The organism is Proteiniphilum sp. LBM24028, assembly GCF_056629195.1.
Genome location: NZ_CM152817.1, coordinates 522,684 through 547,518, shown reverse-complemented (window position 1 = coordinate 547,518; position 24,835 = coordinate 522,684). Strand labels below are relative to the sequence as shown.

Below are 24,835 nucleotides of genomic sequence, written 5' to 3'. Positions count from 1 at the left end.
TTAATTTGTGTTCATTTCCAAAGTTGCAAAATCGATAAACCTATCCAGCGTATTGATAACGGGCTCCTTGCCATTCGCTGAAGAGATCCAGTAGCTGAGGTATTTTGCCGGCTTTAGGATAAAGATATGCTGGTTGCCATCATCCATCTTCAGCGCACAATCATCCGGATTCAGGAAGATCGCAGCACCCAGTTCCACTTTTTCGTCTGCCACATCTTCAGGGTGCAATCCCCAGGTAAAAATGCGATCCTCTTCCACCACTACCTGCTGTCCAGGATGGTAGTTGATACCGGTCACAAATTCCACCTGCGCATCCGATAGAGCAAAAGCTTCCACCTTAGCCTTTCTGACACCGGAATAGACGGTGACCCTGACAAGGATATCCACTTTGCCATTGCGATAGGGGACATCTTCCGACAGCATCTCCATAAATGAGACGGATCCCTCTTTCGCTACCCTAGCCAATCGGTTTGACACCGGGTGTAGCGGTACCACCTTCTCTCCATCCCATAAACGAATACCTCCCAGACCGACTGTAGACCCTACCTTATAGTAGTCGGCACCTTTCCCTTGCATCTGCTGCTCCGGTGTGGGGTACCACCTGTATTGTGACAACTCTAGTCCCCTATTGGCTTTTGAGTAAACATCGATGGCTGCCTTTTTGTCGAAGTAGAGCCGAAGACCTAGCCATTCATTCTCAATTGCCGGGCCGTGATGCCCCAGAGCACTATAGAGATCTCCTGATTTTGATGAGACATAATCAAGATAACGGGTACTGTCACTGCGCAGGAAGAGACTCGCATCCGTCATGTTTTGGGCTACAAGAAAAGAGGCTTGCAGCAAAAATGGGAACAAGAATAATATACTTTTCATGTAATCAATTAGAATGTGAAATTTTGGCCTATACTTTTGGATCAGTATTACAAACATAGTGAATAAATATCGCCATATCAATTTATTTTTCCTTTTTATCTCCTTTCTGTTATACGGAGGGACTTAGCCTGTAACGATATAAAAATATGGATTTCACGATAAAACAGTAAAAGCGGTCGAACTAATTTTTTATCACTAACTTTGTCCTATGTAATGATTACTTGCAAACCGTTGTATGTCCAACAATTGTACGGCAAAAGCTGATCGCTGTAAACCGAAAACGAATAACTAACTTAAAAACTGAAAAATCAAATGATCAAAACCTGGCGCTGGTTCGGGCCACAAGATAAAATTACTCTCGATATGCTTCGTCAGATTGGCGTGGAGGGAATTGTTACCGCCTTACACGACCTTCCTCCCGGAGAGGTGTGGGGCAGGGAAGCAATAGATAAGCTGAAACAAGTCATTGAAGATGCAGGTCTTGTTTGGTCGGTAGCCGAAAGTCTTCCTGTGGCCGAGGAGATAAAATATGCTACCCCCGTGCGCGATCAGTTGATTGAAAACTATAAAGTGAGTTTAGCCAACCTGGGTAAAGCCGGTGTGAAAACCATATGCTACAACTTTATGCCCGCCATCGACTGGATACGTACCAACCTGAACCACCCGCTTCCCGATGGTACCACCACCCTCTATTTCGACAAGATTCGTTTTGCCTGCTTCGACTGTAAGATTTTGCGCAGAGCGGGAGCAGAGAAAGATTACACTGAAGAAGAGATCGAAAAGATGAATCTGCTGTACAAGGAGATGACTACAGAAGATAAAGAAATCCTCATCGATACGATCATTGTCAAAACACAGGGTTTTATCCACCGGAATATATCCGGCGGGAACAATAATCCGGTCGTGGAATTTAGAAAACAGCTACAGAAGTACGCGGGCATTGACAGAAAGAAGCTCCGGGAGAACCTGCAATATTTCCTCCAGCAGGTAATACCCGTGGCAGAAGAGCAAAACATCATGTTATGTATCCACCCCGATGACCCACCTTTCCCTGTATTTGGCCTACCCCGCATTGTCACTAATGAGGAGGATATCAACTGGATTCTCCGCGCCCTACCCTCCCGAAGCAACGGTCTCGCCCTTTGCGCCGGTTCACTGAGTGCCGGTGCCCACAATGATGTACCTGCCTTGGCCAGCAAATTTGCAGACCGGATAGGCTTTGCCCATCTCAGAAGCACACAACTACTTCCCGGGGGCAACTTTATGGAAGCATCGCACTTGGATGGAAACGGCAAGCTGATAGAGGTGATCCGCATCCTGGAACGGGAGCGGCCGCAGATACCCATGCGGGTAGATCATGGCAAGCTGATACTCAACGATGCGGAAAAGGACTACAATCCGGGCTACTCCTTCTTAGGGAGAATGTTTGCTCTGGCACAGGTGGAAGGGATGATGGCCGTAGTACGGAATGAAATAGAATTTGAAAATGAACCTCAAAATTATTGATTACATAATTAATAATCAAATCATTGCAGAATCCCTATTCAAAAACGAAAAGTCTTAACTTTGTTGAAAAAAATCAATTTGACTCATGCAATTCAAGTTACCTTCATTTTCTTCAAAGACGGATCCAAAAGAATATCGTTTAGGTTTTTCTCAAATCTTGGTTTTTCATTGGAAGCTATTGATATTGTCAAAATATTGAATTATATTCGTACGTTCGTATAAGTATTGCTGTGTTTGAATAATTATAACACATTCAAATCATTTGTACAATTAATTACAATTAATATTTTACCATTACTGTCCCATTAAAATCTAAAAATGTTCTTTGAAATATTTGAAATTTAGTTAGATACATCGATTTTTAGAGCGCGACGATTTCAATTTCTAACTTTGCTTCCTAATATTGAGGGTTGCAATGAATAAAGAGAAATATGTGTTCGCTCAATTAATCTCATTTCTAAATGAAGATAAGTTTCGTCGTATTGTCGACAAGTACCAAGGGAATCGATATGTGAAACATCTTACTTGTTGGAATCAACTGCTTGCTCTGATGTTTGGACAATTGTCAAACCGTGAAAGTCTGAGAGATTTGATTGTTGCACTTGATGCTCATCACTCCAAATCTTATCATTTGGGTCTGGGTAAAAATGTTTCAAAATCATCACTTGCAAGAGCCAATCAAGATAGAGACTATCGCATCTTCGAAGAGTATGCTTACTACCTGGTGAATGAAGCCAGACAGAAAAGAGTTTCTGACATCTTCAAGCTTGATGGTAACATTTACGCCTTCGACTCAACAACGATTGACTTGTGCCTTTCCGTGTTCTGGTGGGCGAAGTTTCGTGAGAAAAAAGGCGGTATCAAAGTGCATACATTATTTGATATTGAAACACAGATACCCACATTTTTTCACATCACTGAAGCTCTAGTTCACGACTCAAGGGCGATGAAAGAAATTCCTTACGAATCAGGTTCATATTATATATTTGACAGGGCCTACAACAGTTTCAAAATGCTGTATAAGATTCATCAGATAGATGCTTTTTTCGTTATCAGAGCCAAAAATAATCTGCAATTCAAATCCATCAAATGGAAACGCCGATTACCTAAGAACGTGCTTTCGGATGTAACGATTGAATTGGCTGGATTTTATCCAAGTCAATACTATCCTGAAACTCTTCGATTGGTCAGATATTGGGATGAAGAACAGGAACGTGAGTTCACCTTCTTAACCAATGCAATGCAAATTTCAGCTCTTCAGGTTGCCGAACTTTATAAAAATCGCTGGCAAGTTGAATTGTTTTTCAAGTGGCTGAAACAACATCTGAAAATAAAGAAATTCTGGGGTACAACCGAGAATGCGGTTCGGATTCAAATCTACGTTGCTATATGCACTTATTGCCTGGTTGCAATCGTCCAAAAAGACATGAAACTTGACAGAAGCACATATGAAGTTTTGCAGGTTTTGAGTATATCTTTAACTGACAAAACTCATCTTCGAGACCTTTTTGACAAAACTAAATTTCAAAATGACAAAGAACGATTTGGACCTAATGGACCAGGTTTATTTGATTATTAATAACGTCCCAATTTTAATGGGACACTAGTGATATTTTACAGTTAAATTGTGGCTTATGTCGGTACGAAGTGGTTCCTTTTTAATGCAAGATAAGGCAGAATGGCAAGTGACCGGTCCAGGAATACAACGCCAGATAATGGGTTACGATGAGCAGATGATGCTCGTGAAGGTCAAATTTCAGAAAGGTGCAGTGGGAGAGATGCACTCCCATCCCCATTCGCAGACTACTTATGTAGCAAGTGGTATTTTTGAATTTAACATAGATGGCGAAATAAATGTCGTTAAAGAAGGGGATGGACTTTATATCGCTCCCAATCTTCCTCATGGTACACAATGCCTCGAAGCAGGTCTACTGATAGATGTATTTAGCCCAATGAGAAAAGATTTCCTTTGATATTTCCCAAGATTAACGACGACTTTCATTTGATGGAACTCCTCATAATTATGTCCCTACGGGAAAACAATTCTGGGCTACAAAGAGAAAAACACCTGATATAAAGACGATTATGAGAATATTTATTCATTATTAAAATTATTTGGTTTCCAACTCTATTGGTCCATATTCTTTTCCACGCCCGCTGAATTATATAATTTTACCCCTGATAGAGCTATTCGGCCAATATAGGGTATTGTATTGTGTAGCGTCATAGTACCAATATCCCCACATCAAAAAACAAAAACAAAGACAGTATTCGGAAGTTGTTAGGGTACTTGTTCCACACATTCGTGCAGAATTACTGATGAGCATAGACTAATTGTGGAACACTTTGTCAAGTCAAATAAAGTCTCTATAATCTCAATAAAATGATTCTTTGAATCATTGTTAAAGTAATATCTAAGCCATCCATAATATGGGAATAAACCATAACGACATCAAGCGGCTCATTATTAATCATATGACATGTATTTCCAAAGTAGCCACATACAACCCGCAAAAATGGTAGATTGAGCAGCAGCACATTCTATTCAAACATATAAGCTCCTAAATCAATTTTCCCTTTTATTGCCACAGGATACATATCTAAATCATGTGTATATCCAAAAGAAAATCCTCTTTTTCGTGCAGGACTACTTTTTTTTAATCTGAAGTTCCGATTGTTTATATCTACAAAAAGAGGATCAATCACCCAGTCATCTTTTTGATGAGGTATTCCTACTGGATCAGTATTTCCTGGAGAGTAATAAATATTTCGACTTCGTTTTTGATTACCTATGGCTACCCTCATATGACCAATTTGCTCTTTTACAGGCCCTAACACCTGAACATCACTCGCTACATAAAAAATATTATTACGGATATTCAAAAAAGTTTTTTCCGGATCAAACGTCCAAAATACAAAACGATCTATATTTGGTTCACGTGTTCTGATAATCGTATTATTGAACACTTCTACTTTCATAGATCCTCCTCCAATAAATTGATTCCTGTCATCACTCAAGTTATAGGCTACTCTGACGTGATCAACATCCCGAGCGGCTATTTCAATAAATCCATGATTATTAACCGATATATTATGATGGATATGGATGTGGTGTGCATCAAAGTCATCATCGACTCCATCAAGCTCTATCACGCCGCCATCTGAACCATAAGGGCCTCCATAGGATCCATAATTTGCAATGTGATTGTATGAAATTTCGTTGTGAGCCGATACAATCATGATAGCTATGGGTCCCCAAGACTCTGCCATGGGTTCATAGGTATCATGAAAATAGTTTCTTGTGATAAGATTATGGGTACCTTTTACTTTTACAGCGACCGGTGTATTTTCAAACTCACAGTTTTTTACAATATTGTGATGGGTACCTAAAGCCAGATATATCGCTCCCATTTTTTGTACATTTTTACTTTTCTTATTTGACCCGGGAGGATTGGCATTATCATGAAAATAAAGTCCGTCAATGACAATACAGTTTCCTTCGATCCGAAAGATATTTCCATTAAGAAATTCCCACTTGGGATTGCTAAAAGCCGGCAATCTGCCCGCTCCATATTTTTTCAAAAGCGGAGACAAATCTTTTCTGGGATTTTTCATGATTATATCAGGCGGAGTACTGTAATGTGAAATTGTGATAGGATTATCATTTGTACCTGAACAGGAAAAAATGACCCCTCCTTTATACGAGCTTCCTTTCGCAAATAAAATACTATCCCCCGGCTGAAAAATATCTCTGCCCAGATTTACAAGACTTTTCCAGGGTAACTCCATTGAAGTACCGATATTTTCATCATTACCGACCAAACTGTTGATGAAGTAACTGGTAGCTCCTCCTTCTCCAGGATACGCACACAAAAAATAAACAGCCCATACGTTTCTAAGAATCCAACCAAAACTGAACCATTTATTTGTCAAAAAATTCAATAAGCTCATATACATTATAGTTGAGATCTCTCATGAATTTACTTAAATATGGATACATTTCGTAGTAATTGTCGTAAATCCCTTTGTTCGCAGGATGTCCACTATTATCTGATCCGTCATCGTCCTGATATTTAAACCAATGCCATCCCACGCAGTTTTTAGACTCAAGTAATCCAAGAGTAAAATGTTGATAGGCGTAAGCTTTGTCCTTCTCGGTGCGAACTGCGAATCCGGCTCCGGATGTATTGGGAAGGTCCGTATCCAATGCTTTGGTATAAAATTCCGTTATCAGAAAAGGCGTGTCCGACCAAGTTTCCCATTCTGCCACGCTTGTCTCCAACTCTACACTCCAGCGGCTATAATAATTAATGGAAATAATATCGCAGTGGCGACCGGCAGCTTCTACAACGCCTTGAAGATATTTAGGGGTTCCATGTAAACGGGATCCCAAATACATCATCCCAGGATCTACGACTTTCACGGCCTCTTTCACTCCCTTATAATACCTTTCAGCCACAATACCGGCAAACTCACTATTCAAAGCATTGGTGACAGTGGTTGCACCCTTAGCTTGCATGAAATTATCAGCCGCTCTACGTGCTGGATCATCGGGATCTGTAATTTTCAAAAACCTATCTAAGATGCGGCTATTCGTTGAACTGAAGTTAATTTCATTATCAGAAAAAAATCCCAAAACATTCGGATCATTGATATAAGGAGCCAATGCCGTTTTAAAATAATTGACACAAAATTGTTCCCATCCGGTATAATACACCAGTCCCACTGCGTTATCGGAAATATCACCCGGATATGCATAATTGTATTCTCTTCTGAAGTTTGTCAGAAAGCCAAATGATGGGGTCAACGTCATTGGTTTATCGAGGTGTTTCTTGTTATGTTCCTGAATAGTTTGATAAGTATTTGTACAAAAAGCACCTGTCCCATGGAAACCAATAGCCGCTAATTCCTCTTGGGTGATCTGCATCCACCTTTCATCCGTCCTGAAGCGCGTATTCCAAGCCACACTGTTTCTTTCCGAACTTCCTTTTCTTAAAGAGGTAGTACTTCGTTCATAATGAATATATCCTTCCGGATCTATGATCCACCAACGACCATTGATTTTTTTCGTGTAAAAGCGCCCTGTCACTTCCTGCCGGGGTTTATCAATCCGACTGCCATATTTATTGATCACTGATTTGTATTTTACTGCAGTTGTATCGGCTTTGAACCCCACGATATAGGGTAATATCCGCGTTTTCTCACTCCTCCAGCTTGTCACAGGAACAGAACTGCTATAGTCAACCATAATCGGACGATATATGGTGATATTGCGTGATGGAGAATAGATCTCAGGAGGCAAGGATGTTGGAAGTGGAAGAATTTCCTCATCATCCTCTTCCACAGGATCTATGACCTCCTCATCATCATTGGGGCCAGGTTCTATTTCAGGATTATCTTCCTTACATACAGTAAGCCCTAAAACACAGGCTATCATGATCCATGCTATAAGAATATTTTTTTTACTCATAGATATATTTTTGATGGACACTGGATTCACCTAATCAATTGTAATAAGTTTCACAGCCCGCACAGTACGTGCAGTACTTCTTTTTACGCCCGTATCTACAGCAAACTTGCCAAACCTTACCCACCATACATTGGTTGGATTGGTTGTAGATTCAGTGCTTGTCCAGATACTATTTCCCGCTGCATTTCCTGCTGCGGTATTGAGTGGTACACCGTTTGGAATTGATGTTAAAGTCGCATCAAAAGTAGCCCGTGCAGTTTTTTCTGCAGGAGTTATCTCATCAGGGTTTGAAGGTGTTGCATCACCCAATTTTGTACCATTATATGCTTCGAATAAAGCAAGCACTTCATTTTTGGAAGGAAGATACCATCCCTCTCCCATGTCGGTACAGAATTTGGCAGCCGTATATTGGTCGAAGTTTGGGAGTGCTTTTATCGTGTTGGTATTTGCAAAGCCGTCATCTTCCGAGGTTGCCCCTGTTGCAATGGTTTCTATAGCTTGAGGACACCATGACTCACCTTCTAAACGCGTTGCTGATACAATCTTACATTTTTTTGGATCTTCGGGGTCCTGCCAGAAGACAACGCCACCCTGAGCCACCTGGCCGATAATACTGGGTACAGAAGAGAGTTGAGTTACTTTTAATTCCTTCGTTGCAATATTGGATCCTTTCCCTGCAACAACTGTGATAACTACAGTTCGTGCATCTCCTGTATTATTTTCAGACAAAGTGGTAATTAGTATTACATTTTCTGTAATAGAAACGCTGCACCAGTCAATCTCAGGATCATTCATTGTTGACTGGAAATCCGATTGATTGGAAGTAATTTCTACAAGAGCCGTACTATTGGCTGCGGATGATAGCGTTATACTCTCTTCTGTGAGACTTAATGTGGCAGAGATATCACCTGCGAGTTGTGTTACCTTTAAAGATTTCGTCGCAGTATTGGTCCCTTCTCCTGCTATAATTGCAATAGTCGCTGTACGGGCTGTGGGATTGGGATTATCAGCAATCGCTTTTAAGGTGATAACCTTTCCGATGATACTATAACTACACCAGGATTTTGCAACTTCATCTACTGTAGCTCTAAATGCAGTTTGATTTGTATTCATTTCAACCGTCACAACACTATTTGCTGTGTTTTCAAGTTCTACCTGATCAGCAGAAAACTCTAATGTTGCATTTTCTACACTATTTTCTTTACTACAACTCAAGAAAATCAATGATAAAATTGTCACTACAGTATAAAAAAGATTTTTTTTCATAGCTTTATATTTTATCTTTTTATATAATTTCAAATTTATAATTACCATATTTTGAGAACCGGAGCATGTGTTGAAGTATGATTTGAGATTGAAATAACACGACCCTTATCATAATCGTCACCCGGTTCACGCCCTTCTCTTATCAACATAAAGGTCATATTATCAGATGGGTGTTTTTTTACAACATCGGTCACATCCAAATAATGATAAGCGGGATTCCTGTCCATTGTAAGTTCACCTGCCATAAAACATTCATTTCCCACTCTTTCAGTCAGAGAAGAGTAGCTATTTAGACACGGTGCATTTTTCCAACTTAAATTCCCCTCTGTCCAGTTACTGCTGTTCAGATAATATACATGAAAACGATATGGTATGGTATCCTGTTTACAATGTCCGTGTATTCCCAGGATAATTCTCTGGGATTGCTGCAAATCTAACACCTGTGGAGAAAAATGTATATATGAAACCTGGTTGTTTTCTCCTGTGAGAGCATCAAGTTCTATAGCGAGTGAAGATGAACCAAAAACTTTTGTAGTTTCCGTACCGGCTTTTACCAGTGCAGTGTAATCTGCAGCAAAATTCTTCATAGCCGTAGGCTTCGGGCAGATCGTCAGCAGTCCCACACTCTGTTTAGGCAAAGTGAGATTGAGCGTTCCGTTTTCTGAACTTTCCAAAACAACGGCTTCTCCGTATTTATTTTTCCCTACCTCTTCATAAACAATCGGGGTACCCGGAGAAATACCCAGATCGGTTAAGTCAATATCAAGTTGATAATCCATTGGATTTCGCTGTACCAGCCACACATATATATTCCCTGAGATTGTGTCTATTGAAGAACAGATATCCAAATCTGCATCTTTCACCGAAACATCGCATTTCAGTAGGGGTCTCTCATCTTTAAACCCTTTGGCAAACAACCGTACCACCTCTGCTGTGCGCTGTGCTCCACTAATGTCGTAGCTTTCGGGGGCACAGGAGAGCGTATTAGGTCCAAACACCTTGACTTCACGGATCATCACTTTTCCGGGATCATCTATTATGATCCTGATTTTAGAACCCTTGACAGGCTCTTCAAACGTATAAAATAACTGGGCATAGCGGCTATCCTTTTCTACAGTCTCAGGAATTGGTTTCCATGTGGAAACGTCCCAGCTCTCCACTCGGATAGAACGTATCCTGTCAGGCGCGGTAAAGACACCACCCGCTGACCCTGTATATATGACCATTCCTCCCATTTCCACCTCTTTCTCCAAATCAATTTCAAGATACTTGGGCTCTTCGGACGTATAAGCCCATGACGATGCGTTTGACTTATCACCATCCGTTACAAAAGCTGCCTTATATCCTACATCGGATGCGATCGTACGTACCGGTTTTCCCAACGCCAAATTATCATAGGAATCTTCAAAAAATCGTTTACCTTTCCAAATATGGTGGTGTCCCGATTTAATTCCCCTTGGATAGGTACTGCTCGCTGTATTGGCTAATTTGAATGCCCACATGCCATAACCTCCCCCTTTCATGATGTGGGTGTATATTCCTGCCCATTCTGTGAACAGCGAAGGGGAATCCATCGTCTCCTCCTTATCTATCAGATAAGCATTCATCCAGCGTCCAATCTCAGTAAATAGGATGGGTTTGCCATGGCCCAACGGATGGTTTTCACGCAGAATCTGATCGATGCCTTGTACGCGTGAAACATATCCTGCTGCGGGCAGGTTATAGGAGTGGGTTGAAAAGAGTTCGATCAAATCGCGATCGATTTTCTCTCCCTTGTAATCCACTCTTTCGGAAGCAGCTATCTGTGCCCACCAATTTGTATTGGTACCCGCCGTGACAGGTCCTATAAACTGAGGTGTCAATTGTTTATTGTAAAGTTTATTGACATCATATACTGCACAATGTATTGCATCGGACACCACTTTCATGAGCTCAATCCATACTTCAAGAGGCATTGGCCCTGAATGGCGATGGTTGGGTTCATTTTGCATGGCGAACATCTCTACATCTCCGGTTTTCGCAGCATAAAAAGCCAATGCATAATAACGTTGCCATAATTTCCACTTGTTTTCCCACGAAGTGTCCTGGCTGGCATTGGAAATCTGTAAAATCACATCTATACCCAGCCTGTCCAGCTCTTTGAAAGCGTAGTCCATGACCATGGAATTGGTGGAATGGACCGGTTGTGCGGCAACCGCAACAATGGAGTCCCATGCAATAAAACGAGAGTTTTCCGGATCTGAACGAAATTCATTTTTCAATTTCTCAAAGTCGGTCAAGTTCCCAGCCCTTCGAGATGAATTCAACCATTTTTCAGACGCATATGTAGCCAGGCTTGCCCAGACTCGCAACGAATTGACTCCGGAATACTCCAACCATCCGGACACATTACTGTGAGGCATATAATATCCTTGGTTATACCCCACATACTTCATCGACCTTCCTTCCGTTTCCCGTCTTATCTTCACCCCTACGTCCGTAGATCGGTCAGGCAAAGCGTCATTCCTTTTTTCAGACAAGACCGCGGGGACAGTCATTGTTTTGTTTTTCTTTCCATATCCTTCAAATTCAATAACCCTTATCGGTTCTCCATCGGTAGAGTGAAGCCGGAATCGGAAAGAAGAAACTGGTGAGGAAAACCGAAAAGTAACCTTGTCGAGTCGATTCTCCGTGGTGACTGTTTCCGACAAATCTGTCCAGTTGGCATCATCCCAATACTGGATCATAAAGTTCTTGACATTCCAGAATCCGGGAGATTGCCTCTTCTCATAGTCACTTTTCTCTTCTATGGGAATACCGGTATAAAGAATAATTGAATCAATGTCGTAGTAGTTACGTAAATTCACTTCAAACGTATGGGGGGGGCGAGATCCTGCTGCCGATATCCAGGTTGAATTTCTTGAAAGGATACCATCCGTTGCCATCCTAGCGGGAAATTGATGTTGTTCGGAAGAAGCAACAACATCTGTATTTTTGAATACATTTTGTTGTGCCTGCAGCGTTGTAAAAAAGAACAGCAGAGAGAAAACAAACGAAAAGATATACTTAAAATTTCTCATTGAAATTCAGATGTTAAGATCACTGCACTTCGATCGCCGGTGAAGGTGACCTTCAGCTCCCTTTCTTTCGGCAATGAGGTATGAATAGTTTTCGTAGAATGAGGTTCAAGCAGATATTTTTCCATTCCCCCGGAATTGATTCGGACTGAAAAAACAATTGCCCGATCGGTAGGGTTTTCCACACAAGTGAGCATATTTACTTTGCCGGGTTTCACACGTGCGAGGAAATATCCACTTCCTTCCCCTTCCTGTCCTTTTTCCACCAGATATGACCCTCCACCCGAGTAGGTGTAAGGGGCAAAAGGTCGTCGTCCCCGAATCATATACTGTACGCCGGGCCGGTCGTTCCATCCCCCATACGATACAGTGTAATGATATCCCAGATCATCCACCTTCAATGCATACTCTTCCTGTCTATTCACGGGCGACACAGGTACAGTATTAACAATCAGTCCATTATTTGCACCCGACACAATTCCTGCTTCTGACTGATAATTTCCCCAATAAACCTTCCTGTCCACAAGAGGAAAGGTGTCCGGCAATTGATGGCTGGCAGCATAATTCATCATATTGACAAACAATTTATCAGCTACCGGATCCAACCCTGTTCGTGAAGTCAGGTCGAATCCCGATAACAGGATGGAACCGTTTCCATATTTGATCTCACTCAAAGCTGTAGCCGACAGGTTGCGACTATAATTGGCAAGGATGGAAACCTGTGACAAATCCGCATCGGTCATTAAGTAACCATTCGTCACTGGGTAAACAGCCGGAAAGCCCGGTTGCGATTCATCATACTCCGTATAATCGGACCATAATTCAAAGAGATTTTGCGATAATCCTTGAAACAAAGCATGGTCCCTTTTTTCCAGATTAATATTCATGCCATCTACAAACGAATAATCTGCAGGAGGGTAAGTAAGGTCGTTATTGCTATTTTTCAGCCACTTAACCGTCACGGGAAGCCACGACATGTCACATTCGCCAAAATATTGCCTGAGACATACAATGCGTCCTCCATCACCGACAAATTGTTTCAATAAGTCTGTCTGCGAACCATCTATCTTGCTCAGGGCAAATTCGGCTATCAACAACACATCTCCAGCATTCAAACCTGTGAGATCTTCTATTTTTTGAAAAGGAATTCCACCATTGAGTAAGGCTTTTTTTCCATTATTTTCCGGATCGAACAGCTTGATCGTCCTTCCCGTATCGACCCTACTCTTCCATTCATTATCCGCGATAAACAATTCAGCAGTATTGGAAGAAATAACTTCCCCCTTTTGCATGATTGTTCCCCGAAGCGTATAATTTCCGGTAAGAACTGATGGGGGAACACCTATTTTCATTTTTTTGCGAAACGTGTCATAATAGGGTATCCGAGGCAACTCCACTTCTCCTGAAATGACGGGAATTCTATTCTTATCTTCGAGTGACCATAAAATTTTAGCATGATCCAAATCACGCATCAGATCGTCATCGTTCACAACGTGGACCACACACTGAACTTCGGATCCGGCATATACATTCATTTGCCACGTTTCCCAGCTCAGCAGCACAGGTTGGTAACTCACACCATACTGGTAGGCGGCCGGCTTTGGCATCATCTCAGCAAAGCTATGGATGCCATCCCAATGATGAAAAAGAATGGTAAAAGGCATTACACCGGCCAGACGGGGATTGTGTGGCCGGAAACGACGGTACATCTCCGTTACGTTCTTTAAAACGTCTGCCTGATATTTCAACGCAGCTTCTCCCTGTTCTTCTTCCGGAAGGTGTCCCGTCCAACACTTCTGGGAACCGGGTTGCTTGGTGCGGGAACAAAGGTTAAACCGACCATCTATACCCGTGTAATTACCCACACACTCTGTAAAGGTAATGGCCTGTTTCTTTCCTTCATTCTGCCACATCTCCATATCTCTTAGATTCAGAAATGTAAAATAAGTGTTATAATACCATCCCCAGTAACGATGCACATCATACACATCTGCTGATCGTCCCAAACCATATCCCGCATTGCCGATATATTGTTTTGTGTGATCCCATTGACTAAGCTCATCATATGCTTCCTGAAGAAATCTCCGGTATTTTTCGCCGAGTTCACCCTGGTAAGGCATTTCGTTCGATAGCACATATATTACCACTGAGGGATGAGAGGTAAAGGGACCTAAATCCTCTTCCTTGTATATCCTGACAGATTCCTCCATATCCAAGGGGGGATGATCCGGAGTTCCACCTTTTGGACGCCCATACCGTCCTCCAAATATCATCATTCCCTCTTCATCACAGACATCCATCCAGTTTTGATTGTCGGGGATCCGGACAATGTTCACATGCATTCCTTTTAAAAAACGGATGTAATCACGAGCAAATTCGGCACTACCCTCTAATTTCTCCGGAATACCCCGATTGGGGGGATTAATTGCGTTTCCTCTTAAGAAAATGGGGTTCCCATTAAGAAAAAATTGCCCGTTTTTCGTCTCAAATTTTCGGAAACCAATCCTGGAGGTAAACATCGTTCCGTTGCAATTAACTTCCAGATGATAGAGATTTGGATTTGCGGGCGACCACAACTGAGCTTCTATATTTCTCAGATAACAGGTAATTGTCGTGTCTGCTGTCCCGGGCATCCGTTGTTGTGTAATAGCTCCATTCCAGATAATCTCTCCATTCTGGCATGAAATGATTCTCCCATGAACATTTATCTTTCCTGATTTCCCGTTCTTAAGTGTCATTTCGAGCTTAATCTCGTCGTCCGAGACAATCGGAACCATCTTAGTTATCTCAGTCTGGGAATAACCGCGCAACGTGATACACCACAGAGTTACAAGAACCAACAACACCTTTTTCATATTAAATCCATTATTTGAAGAAATTCACATCTTCACCAACCTTCATTCTGACCGAACCCGGGCATCAAATCCAGTTCGGTTTGCGGTATAGGCCAACGAACATCGCGATCCGGACGAAAGTTATTCCGGGCATGAATGTAATCTGCATTTAACAGGGGATCCTCTGCCCTACTATCTCCGGCATGTAGCTTTACACGTTCCTCTAAAAGTCCCAATCGTTTTAATAAAGGCCATCTCACGCCCTCAAAATGGCATTCACGAGCGTATTCTTCAAGCAAAATGTCCAGAGTGAGCGGTCCTGAGAAAACATCATTCCCGGCACGACTCCATGTCTTATTGTAATACTCAATAGCCTTGGAGCTGCCACCGCCATCACGATGAAAATAAGCCTCGGCTGCCATCAGATACGTTTCACCCAATCGGTACAACACAACATCCTTGAGACTGGATGTTCTATCTGGATTGTCTGCATTCGTCCAACGATCAAAATACTTTAAGCTCGAAGGATGTAAACATTCAATATAATTACTTCGTGTGGGAATCACTTCATCTCCCAGATTTTTACCCGCCGGAAGCAATTCGGCATTGTTATAATAATATTTGTGGCGAAACAATTCATGATAACGTTTATCCTTTTCCTGATCATACAACCCCAACAAATAGGTATTGGGGTATACCCTACCCCAGCCATAACCACCATATTCCAGATTGTTCGTCAATCCGGATACTTTTTTATAGTTGGGCGTTACATTCAATGAAAGCCGATGACCTGAAACAACTCCTCCCGAAACGGAGTTACCTCCACCGGGGTTCGGTGAAAACTGGTAAGCATACAATACCTCTTTGCTATTCAGGTCAGCTCCCCTAAAAGCGTCAATGGTGCTCCCTAATAATCCGTAATTCGGATCCTCAAAAATATCTTCACATTCACTGATAGCTCTATCCCAATCTTCTTCCCACATAGCCACCTGAGCTCTGACATGTTTAACGGCACCTTTCGTCCATCGTCCGTATTCCGGATTACCCGTCTGTCCGTTGGCGGGAATAGAAGGAATAATTTTCATTGCGTCATCCAAGTCACTTTTAATAAGCGTAAACAAGTCTTCCTTACTGGCCGCTCTAAATGTTCTACCTTCTATATTTTCAATTGTTGTGGGAAGTGTATTCAAATAAAGTCTCTCAAATCGTTTAAAAAGTTCAAAATAACTTCTTCCTCTGAACATTTTTGCTTCAGCCCAAGCCAATCGGACCTCTTCATTTTCCATATCCATCGATTCAGCCGCGACAATGACTTCATTCGCTTTACCTATAATTTGGTAATACATTGCCCAGAAATCAGCAAACAAACCTGTGGAAGGAGTATTGGTATCCAATCGTGCCAATCCCGCAGCAGTACCGCCTCTGAAAACCATCAAATCAGTTGAGTAGTCCATATTTGTTACGATAAACCCCACTGCATCTTCTGTAGTGATACTTCGATCTTTCACATATAAACCGGTTACCGCCCGGCTTAATCCATCCGGCGTGGAAAACAGGTAGGATGATGTGATAGAGGTTTTGGATTCAACATCCAACAAATCACTACAACCCATATTTATTAAAAATAGGAGAGATATGAGTAAAAAATATATATTTTTCATCATTTTTCTTTTTTAAGTTATTACTAAAACGTAAAATTAATTCCTAAGGTGTACTGCTTTGGTTCAGGATATCCGGCAGGAGTAAACTCAGGGCTATACGACAAGAAATCTGTGAATGTAAGCAAGTTTGTTGCCGTCAAATATAGTCTAAGGTTTTCTATCTTAGCCTGTCGTGTTACCTTAGCAGGAACCGTATACCCCAGAGTCATGCTCCTCAACCTGATATAAGATGCATCCTGAATGGAAAGAGATGATTGATATGTTACATTTGAATTATGTGTTGGTCGCGGCCACTCGTTGGAAGGATTCTCAGGGGTCCAATAATTCACTTTCACACCATTGAGTTTACCCTGCAATGATCCACCCCTGTTGGCATCATATAAATGAGCATTTTGTATTTTGCGTCCATAGACAGTATACCAATCCATAAAAAAGTCAAAACCTCTGAACTCTAAAGACGTAAAAACTGAAGCCACAAATTTAGGATCACGGTGAATCACATACCTATCATCCGCATCGATTTTGCCATCATTGTTTTTATCTATAATCTTCACTTTCCCAGGTTCAATATTGTCATTCCTTTCTATGGCTTTATCCGCAATTCCGTCCCCATCTGAATCGAATGTGGGTTTTAAGACATATTTCCCTTCAACAAGATCAAAATCGGAATATTGGTAGATCCCATCCGGCTTGTAGGTATAATATACATTAATAGGTTCGCCAATAAACCAGTTGTTGGAGACATCATCCACGGGGTTCCCCTCTTCATCTACCTTATCGTCAATTTTTATTATTTCATTGTTGAAAGTGGAAAAGTTAGTACCGAGACTCCAGGTCAAATTTTTGTTCCGGATAATATCACCATTCAACGAAAGATCAAGACCTGTTGTCCGGGTTTCGCCCAAATTATCCAACATAGAGGTATACCCGAGAACACCATTAATGGAGCGGCTAACTAAAAGATTGGTGGTTTGGGTATTATAATACTCAATCGTTCCATTCAGTCGATGATGAAAAAACCCAAAATCAAGACCAAAGTTGGTTGAAGCAGTGGTTTCCCATTTAAGTTTTGGATTTGGCAAACTATTTCCTGGCAGGTATCCCATGAAATAATTATCGCCAAATTCCATCCTGTAATCCACCGTTGTACCCAAAGTCGTATAATTTCCGATCCCTTCCTGATTTCCCACCATACCGTGACTAACCCTCACTTTTAAGTTTGAAATCTGGTCCACACCTTTTAAGAAAGGCTCTTCACTGATACGCCATGCCACAGCGACAGAAGGGAAGGTTGCCCATCTCCTGCCTTTGGCAAGACGACTGGAACCGTCATGTCGCACCGACATATTCAATATATATCGCTCTAAATAACTGTATTGTGCACGACCTACATATGAAAGGAGCACATTCTCATTTACAGTACGTGTCCTTGATGTGACTTCTCCGTCTGCGATCATATTCCACCAGAATTCATCAACCGGCACTTTATTGGCTCCAAATCCTAATGAGGTTGTATATGTATAATCCCAACTCTGGACACCGGTAAAACCAAGCGAATGATCTTTATTACTGAAAGGTACATTGTAATTGAGAATATTTTCTATCAGATAGTTTTGCGATTTTGAGTGAGAGATGCTACCGGCAGAACCACCACCGGTATATTCTGCCTTCTTATAATCGCCACTCTCTCCAAATCGGTTATACCATGAAGCATTCAGACGATATGTGATTCCTTTAAAGGGACGTATGTCCAGGAACCCATTTAATCGGGTAATATCAGTGGTGGTTTCATCTTTGATATATTGGGCATCATAAAATGGATTTTTATCACCGGTGGAATTGATATACTGTTTAATATTACCTTCTTCATCATACGGCATCCCGAAAGGTGAGCGGGTAATATGATCGGAGAACACGCCGGCTTCGGTTTCGGTTTTTGTCTTCGCGAATGAAGTATTAAATCCCATACTCAACCAACTGTAAACCTCATGATCTATATTTAACCGAAGATTTCCCCTCTTGTAACCAGATCCTGTAACCACCATTCCCTTATGATCAACATAACCGAAATTTACGGAAACTTTTGTTTTATTATTACCCCCTCTAATCCCTAAATTATAAGTCTGTAACAAAGCAGGATCAAACATCAAGCTTTCCCAATCGGTAGATCTTCCTGATTCATAGGCGGCAAGTGCTTCATCATCATAAAGCACCTCCTCAGGGGTCAATGTAGAAGCCTCCACACCATTATCGTTCGCAATAGCTTGCTTCCTCAATTCAAAGAATTCTGCAGGCGAGTAAAAATCAAAATTGCGCCACAGATGTTGCGAACTCAAACTGCTGCTAAAAGTAACTTCTGATTTTCCAGCGGCTCCTCGCTTCGTAGTTACAAGAAGTACTCCATTAGCAGCCCTGGCACCGTAAATAGCTTGAGATGCGGCATCCTTCAGTATCTCAATAGACGACACATCTTCACTGTTGATAGTGGCAAATTCAGTAGCTGTTACCGGAGTTCCATCTACCACATAAAGTGGGAGATTACTTGCATTCAATGAACGGACCCCGCGAATAGTGATGTTTGATGTACTCCCCGGCCTACCGGATGTATTGGTCACATTGATACCCGAAGCCCGTCCACGCAACATTTCCGTGATATTGGTAGCAGGATACAGTTTCATTTCTTCAGTATTGACCGAGGCCACAGAACCTGTGATATCACTCTTTCTCATTACCCCATAACCTACGACCACCACTTCATCAAGAGAACTTACTTCTTCTTCCAAAATGACGTTAATAACGGCTCTGCCTCCAACGTTTATCGTTAGCGTGGTATATCCGATATAAGATATGTTCAAGATTGGGTTTGAAGAGGTTAATCTCAATGAATAATTCCCATCTACATCTGTAACTGTGCCATTTGCAGTACCGGATTCTACAACATTTACTCCGATCAAGGATTCACCGTTCTGGTCGGTAATACGTCCGGTTACCGTTCTCCCTGTCTGCTGACTATCCGTCATACCCTCTTTCAAATTGCTCGAAGAAAAGGAAAATGCCGGAAAAGAAAAAAACAAAATAACAAATGCAGTTACTAAATGGAGCATTCCGTTTTTGTTTTTCATTCCTGTCTGTGTGACTGAAAAAAAACATTCTTTTTTCACATTCATGATAGTTTTAATTTAATACGAAATGATAATAAAATTCATTTTTAATAAAAGATAATGATTATCCGCAGTTCTTCCTAAAGAATTTAGCGGGAAAAAGTTATAAATAAGTTTCAAAAATGTTTGCACAATTCATTGATATTCATTATATTTACATCAACAACAATAAAATAATTCGAGCTATGAATATCCTGGATTTTGCCATAAATTACCCCGATGAGGAGTCCTGTCGGAAAAAATTCAAAGAACTAAGAGACCAAATGGGTATAACTTGTCGTCATTGTAATTGTAAAGAACATTACTGGCTTCAAAACAAACAAGCCTACGAATGCAAGCGTTGCCATGCCCGCCAAACCTTGCGTTCAGGCACTGTCATGCAACACTCCAACCTGCCTTACCGTTACTGGTTCGTCGCCATGCACCTGCTCACAGCCACCAAAGGTTCCTTATCTACGGCTGAACTGCAACGCCAATTAGGACACAAGCGCTATCAGCCGATATGGGAAATGGTCAATAAGCTGCGTGACGTGATGGGCAAGCGTGATGATGAGTACACTCTTGAAGGTGCCATCGAGCTGGACGATGCCTTCTTTTCCACGGAAATATCCCTTGAAGACAGGGATAAACCGTTGAAACGCGGCCGCGGCAGTCAGAAAAAGACCAAAGTATTGGTAATGGCTGAAAGCAAAACAGTTGAAAGCCCCAAAGCAGGCAAAAAACCAAAGAAGGTCAGATACCTGAAAATGAAAGTAATCAACGATTTGAAGTCCGATACAATCACAAAGAATGTCAAAGAACACATCGAGAACACGGCGGATTTAACCACCGATGATTCGACTTCCTATACACAATTAAAAGAACATGTCCATTCGCATACGGCATCTGTCATCCCACCCAAGGAGCTCCCCAGTGTCCTGCCCTGGGTCCATACGGCAATAAGTAATGCCAAGCGACAATTATTGGGCGTATATTACAAAATGAAACCCGAATACTTACAATATTATCTAAATCAGTTCTGTTACAAGTTCAACAGGCGTTATTTCGGTGAGAAGCAGTTTGACCGGCTTCTGCTGGCTGCCCTCACTTACACGCCCGATTTCAAATCAAGAATTTATAATAGGAACTATTGCGGATAATCATTTAAAAGATTAAGGCGTGGAATTCTTTTTTGCCATTTCCAACGCAGTGGTGGTGATATAATACTTGGCCAACATATTGGATACCTCCCATTCGGGTAAATCCCGATTCACTAGATAGCCGAAATATTTTGCAGCTACCATTCCAAAATAATCTTCGTGTCCCTTTCTGTTTTCTACGGGAACAATAATTTGATACCGCTCATCCGTAATTCGTTGTACAGACAGATAAGGATAGGTTTTTTGCAGTTCGGAAACCATCTCACTCAATGCCAATTCGAAGACTTTCCCATCAACAGCTTGATCTTTATCGATATACAATTGCTTGATATAGTTCTCCTCTTTATTCTGTACAATTTCTACGCTGGCGCGCGTCCCTTTGATCAAGGCACTGTATGCATCACCCCCTCCTTCCGGGGCTTCATAATTCCAAAGTGCGGTAACTTGGATGTTCTTTCCTTTCACCCGATAGTTGATCCTGCCGTTGCTGTACACATCCAGCCTGCCATCTTTGACATACTTGGTGAGAAAATCGGGGAAGGCCTCTAATTGAGTGGAGCGTGTGAAATCATCCAACGTCAATGTTGTGGGCCAATGGCTGGCTGAAGTTATCTGCACATCATTGCGGTAATCGATGGTGGAATCCGGGAAGCACTGCCAGTGAATCAAATCGACCAGATGAGTGGCCACATCCACCATCCCTTCGCCCTGCTGTTCCACATCATAGAACCACGCGGGACGGACCAGTACATTCCCCGAAACCTGTTTATAGAAATGATGTACGTTTTCCATGACAACAGAAGGATCATCAGGAGTGCCGTCCCGGAGTTCACCAAACAGTTCTCTGTTGTTGATGAGCTCACGCGTGAGGGTGTTCAGTATCTCGTAGCGTTCGGTCATCACATCATAGAGATATACATCCTGCGCGCGGGCGCTATCGAATGCAGCCTCCAGCAGTTTGAATCCTTCCTTGTTGATGGCCATCGGCTTGTCTGAAAGGACATTGTAGCCGGCATTGATCGACTTGGCAATATAACCGGTTTTCTTTCCGTTGTTACCGGCAAGGATCACTACATTTCCTTTTTTCTCCTCGATCATCCGCTCAAGATAATCCTCACCCGCACAAACCATTTCATGCCAACGGGTAGGATCATCGGAACGCCGGTTATACCCCTCGATGCTCTTCATATACTGGTTCAGCTCATCACCCTCGGGCGCATATACCCATACAGTATCGTTCACCTGTTTCTGCGGAAACTTTTGCAACAGGCTTGCATGAAAATGGCCCGGATCCAATACTACCAGTTCAATTTCCCCATCTCTGCCGGTAAACGATGGCTTCGATTCTTTTTTCTCTTTTTGGGTATTGCATGACAAAATGAAAAGCATGATAAGAATCGGCGTGAAAGTATGTAATAGATTTTTCATCAATCGGGTTTTTGAATGTATTTTTATTAAAAAGACTTATTCGAAGGGAGTCATAAATTCATTGGTCAACCTTTGTGATCAGATCTTGCATGTGATCGTTTCCAATTATATGCCGACTGATGCAATAGCCATCAGTCATCGATCAGGTTTTCACCTCAAACCTTGATATAATCAGTACCATAGGGATACCGTTGCGACCGCTTTAGCATCGAGTTGGCCGCTTCACTGTTTCTGAATTTCTCGGTGTTGGGATCCCACTCTAACCTGCCCGGCACCTTCATGGCGATGTGGCTGATCAGACATACGGTACAGGCACGATGGCCGATCTCCACCGGAGAAATCGGTTCTTTCCTTGTTTTGATGCAATCCAACCAGTTGCCGTGCTGGTTATCGCTTCGATACAGGTGAATCTCATGTTCCTTTATTTCGGAAGTGAGAATCTTCGGGTCGCTCGCGTCCAACGCTCTCGCACTCTTCTCCTTATCTACTGGATCGCTGGCTGAAGCCATGTAACTCCCTCGTGAGACAAAGATCCAACCCTGCGTACCTTCATACCGGATACCGTTCGTATATCCGCCGCTGGTGTACATGGTAACTCCATTTGCATATTCGGCCTTCACCATAAAATCGCCGTGCACGTTCCACAATCCCGACTTGGGGAACTGGGCCACCGCTTCAACGGAAACTGGACCCGTGTATTCCGTATTCATTCCCCATGCGGCAGAATCGAAATGGTGCTGACCCCAGCCAGTGATCATGCCAGAGCCGAATTGCTCACACCGCAACCAGCCCGGACGGCCATAATTGTCCTGGGGATGCACGCGTATCTCCGTGTAATACACTTCGGGCGTCGAACCAAGCCACATGTCGTAGTTCAGATTCTCGGGAATGGGCATCTGAGCCGCTTCGGGTCCGGACGGGTCTCCCGGCAAACCGATTTTCACCGTGTGCAGCTTACCTATTCTTCCGTTCCTGACCAATTCCGCTGCGATCCTGAATTGCGGCGAGGAGCGCTGCTGGGTGCCTACCTGAAGGATAACACCTTGCTTCCTGACAATATCACTCAAGAACCGGCCCTCGTGCACCGTCAGCGAGGTGGGTTTTTGCAGGTAGATGTCTTTTTTGGCCAAGGCGGCCCGGGCTGCAGGTTCTGCATGCTGATGATCAGGCGTACTGATGATCACAGCATCGATGTCCTTGTTCAACAACATCTCCTGGTAATCATCATACATGCGGACATTCGAGTATTTGCTGCTGCCCGTTTTCTTCGCATAATAATCGTCGATAAACTTCTTACCGTCCAAAAGGCGCTTTTTATCTACATCGCACACGGCGATAAACTGAGCCTGATCATATTTGATGGTTTCAGCCACATCATGATCGCGTGCGATCCTACCAAATCCTATCTGTCCGATATTGATCTTGTTGCTCGGCGCATTCTTACCGAATACCGACGAGGGAACAATGGTAGGGAATACAACTGCCCCTACTGCCGTGGCCGTTGCTTGCTTTATAAATACTCTTCGTCTCATGTTTAATTATTTTTTTCTGATGCATATTTTTGGAATTCACGCGCGATACCCGCCTCAATGTGATTGCCTTCATGAACAATTACCCTATATCGGAGCCGGATCAACTCTCCTTTTTTCAACGGCGTACTTTTATCATCCTTAGGCCAGTACATGGGTGTGGGAGAAAAGAAACCATAATCGCGCGTAAACCACGGCGCAGGATACCACGCATTGGAGGGGTGCTGTAAAATGGCAATCCCTTCTGTTTTACCCAACCTTTTTCCATGACAATCAATCCACGGCGAACGTTTTCCAAAGGTGTCCTTCTCACCCGTGTCTCCTTCGGCATTGATCATTGTACCCCCGTTGGTCACTGCCAGATCAGGATCAATCCGTCCGCTAAAAAGAGAATGATTCGTTTTTTCGATCACCACGTCCATCAGCATCTCCATTGTGATATCGAAGTCAATCTGAAATTTATCTTTCGACGGAGCCGATACAATGATGGTTCGTTTGTCCTTGATGGGGGCATCGGCGCCGGGTCGCCTCCAGATGCATTCATTCTCAATAGCTACCCTTTCCGATCCCGACTCAATAATATCTGCCCGCAAAGAAATTATCTGGCCTCTTTCAATACCCTCCTGCCAGTAATTACCTCCATTGACTCTGTCACAGCCAAAAAAGAGTGAACTGTGATGGGGATAATTTGCATTACGCATAGAGGTCACGGATGCCTTCGATGGGCCATTTACCGGGTAAAAAAACGGATATTTCTCAAAATCAGAGAGAATGTAACTGGTAAAAAGGTTCCCATCAATCTTGATGTCAATCTTATCACCCAATCTCTCCGCCGTTACTTTCGACTGAGGAAAAGCAGCATGGCAAAAAAAGACCGTGCATAAAATAAAATGTGCAATTTTTTTCATGATT

Annotated in this window: 15 protein-coding genes; 4 read left to right on the top strand and 11 right to left on the bottom strand. The window is 42.4% G+C overall.

Annotated elements, in window-relative coordinates:
• Entirely contained in the window at positions 1-873 is an 873-nt protein-coding gene (locus AC1HCU_RS02055; protein ID WP_480368429.1) for a DUF4861 family protein, read from the bottom strand.
• Positions 874-1,185: 312 nt separating this feature from the next.
• Here AC1HCU_RS02055 and uxuA point away from each other — a divergent pair, with 312 nt between their 5' ends.
• The 3 genes from uxuA to AC1HCU_RS02040 all read left to right on the top strand — a co-directional run bounded on the left by uxuA (position 1,186) and on the right by AC1HCU_RS02040 (position 4,352).
• Positions 1,186-2,379: a mannonate dehydratase gene (uxuA, locus tag AC1HCU_RS02050; protein WP_480368426.1), complete on the top strand. Its 1,194-nt coding sequence runs from the start codon at positions 1,186-1,188 to the stop codon at positions 2,377-2,379.
• A gap of 415 nt (positions 2,380-2,794) precedes the next feature.
• Entirely contained in the window at positions 2,795-3,958 is a 1,164-nt protein-coding gene (locus AC1HCU_RS02045) for an IS4 family transposase (RefSeq protein ID WP_352405715.1), read from the top strand.
• 55 nt (positions 3,959-4,013) lie between these two features.
• Positions 4,014-4,352, top strand: a complete 339-nt coding sequence (locus tag AC1HCU_RS02040; protein ID WP_480368423.1) for a cupin domain-containing protein — start codon at positions 4,014-4,016, stop codon at positions 4,350-4,352.
• Between the two features lie 568 nt (positions 4,353-4,920).
• Here the strand turns inward: AC1HCU_RS02040 and AC1HCU_RS02035 are convergent.
• From AC1HCU_RS02035 to AC1HCU_RS02005, 7 genes are read right to left on the bottom strand one after another with little or no spacing between them, the layout of a single operon-like run.
• Entirely contained in the window at positions 4,921-6,330 is a 1,410-nt protein-coding gene (locus tag AC1HCU_RS02035; RefSeq protein ID WP_480368421.1) for a polysaccharide lyase domain-containing protein, read from the bottom strand.
• Positions 6,302-7,849: a hypothetical protein gene (locus AC1HCU_RS02030; RefSeq protein WP_480368418.1), complete on the bottom strand. Its 1,548-nt coding sequence runs from the start codon at positions 7,847-7,849 to the stop codon at positions 6,302-6,304. Before AC1HCU_RS02030 ends, AC1HCU_RS02035 begins: the two co-directional genes overlap by 29 nt.
• Before the next feature lie 30 nt (positions 7,850-7,879).
• Complete coding sequence (locus tag AC1HCU_RS02025; protein WP_480368415.1) at positions 7,880-9,115, bottom strand: BACON domain-containing protein; 1,236 nt, start codon at positions 9,113-9,115, stop codon at positions 7,880-7,882.
• 41 nt (positions 9,116-9,156) lie between these two features.
• Positions 9,157-12,174: a discoidin domain-containing protein gene (locus AC1HCU_RS02020; RefSeq protein ID WP_480368412.1), complete on the bottom strand. Its 3,018-nt coding sequence runs from the start codon at positions 12,172-12,174 to the stop codon at positions 9,157-9,159.
• Positions 12,171-15,026 carry a glycoside hydrolase family 2 protein gene (locus AC1HCU_RS02015; RefSeq protein ID WP_480368410.1) on the bottom strand — a complete coding sequence of 952 codons (2,856 nt, stop codon included), beginning with the start codon at positions 15,024-15,026 and terminating at the stop codon, positions 12,171-12,173. Before AC1HCU_RS02015 ends, AC1HCU_RS02020 begins: the two co-directional genes overlap by 4 nt.
• Positions 15,027-15,058: 32 nt before the next feature.
• Entirely contained in the window at positions 15,059-16,666 is a 1,608-nt protein-coding gene (locus AC1HCU_RS02010; RefSeq protein WP_480371009.1) for a RagB/SusD family nutrient uptake outer membrane protein, read from the bottom strand.
• Between the two features lie 23 nt (positions 16,667-16,689).
• Entirely contained in the window at positions 16,690-19,770 is a 3,081-nt protein-coding gene (locus AC1HCU_RS02005; protein WP_480368408.1) for a SusC/RagA family TonB-linked outer membrane protein, read from the bottom strand.
• Positions 19,771-20,012: 242 nt separating this feature from the next.
• Between AC1HCU_RS02005 and AC1HCU_RS02000 the strand changes: the two genes are divergently transcribed.
• Complete coding sequence (locus AC1HCU_RS02000; RefSeq protein WP_480368405.1) at positions 20,013-20,966, top strand: IS1595 family transposase; 954 nt, start codon at positions 20,013-20,015, stop codon at positions 20,964-20,966.
• A gap of 12 nt (positions 20,967-20,978) precedes the next feature.
• Here AC1HCU_RS02000 and AC1HCU_RS01995 read toward each other — a convergent pair whose 3' ends face one another.
• From AC1HCU_RS01995 to AC1HCU_RS01985, 3 genes are all read right to left on the bottom strand, one after another.
• On the bottom strand, positions 20,979-22,394 hold the full coding sequence (locus AC1HCU_RS01995) for a putative oxidoreductase C-terminal domain-containing protein (protein WP_480368402.1): 1,416 nt from the start codon (positions 22,392-22,394) through the stop codon (positions 20,979-20,981).
• A gap of 155 nt (positions 22,395-22,549) precedes the next feature.
• Entirely contained in the window at positions 22,550-23,926 is a 1,377-nt protein-coding gene (locus AC1HCU_RS01990) for a Gfo/Idh/MocA family protein (protein WP_480368400.1), read from the bottom strand.
• A gap of 2 nt (positions 23,927-23,928) precedes the next feature.
• Positions 23,929-24,831, bottom strand: a complete 903-nt coding sequence (locus AC1HCU_RS01985; RefSeq protein ID WP_480368398.1) for a DUF6807 domain-containing protein — start codon at positions 24,829-24,831, stop codon at positions 23,929-23,931.
• Positions 24,832-24,835: the final 4 nt, after the last annotated feature.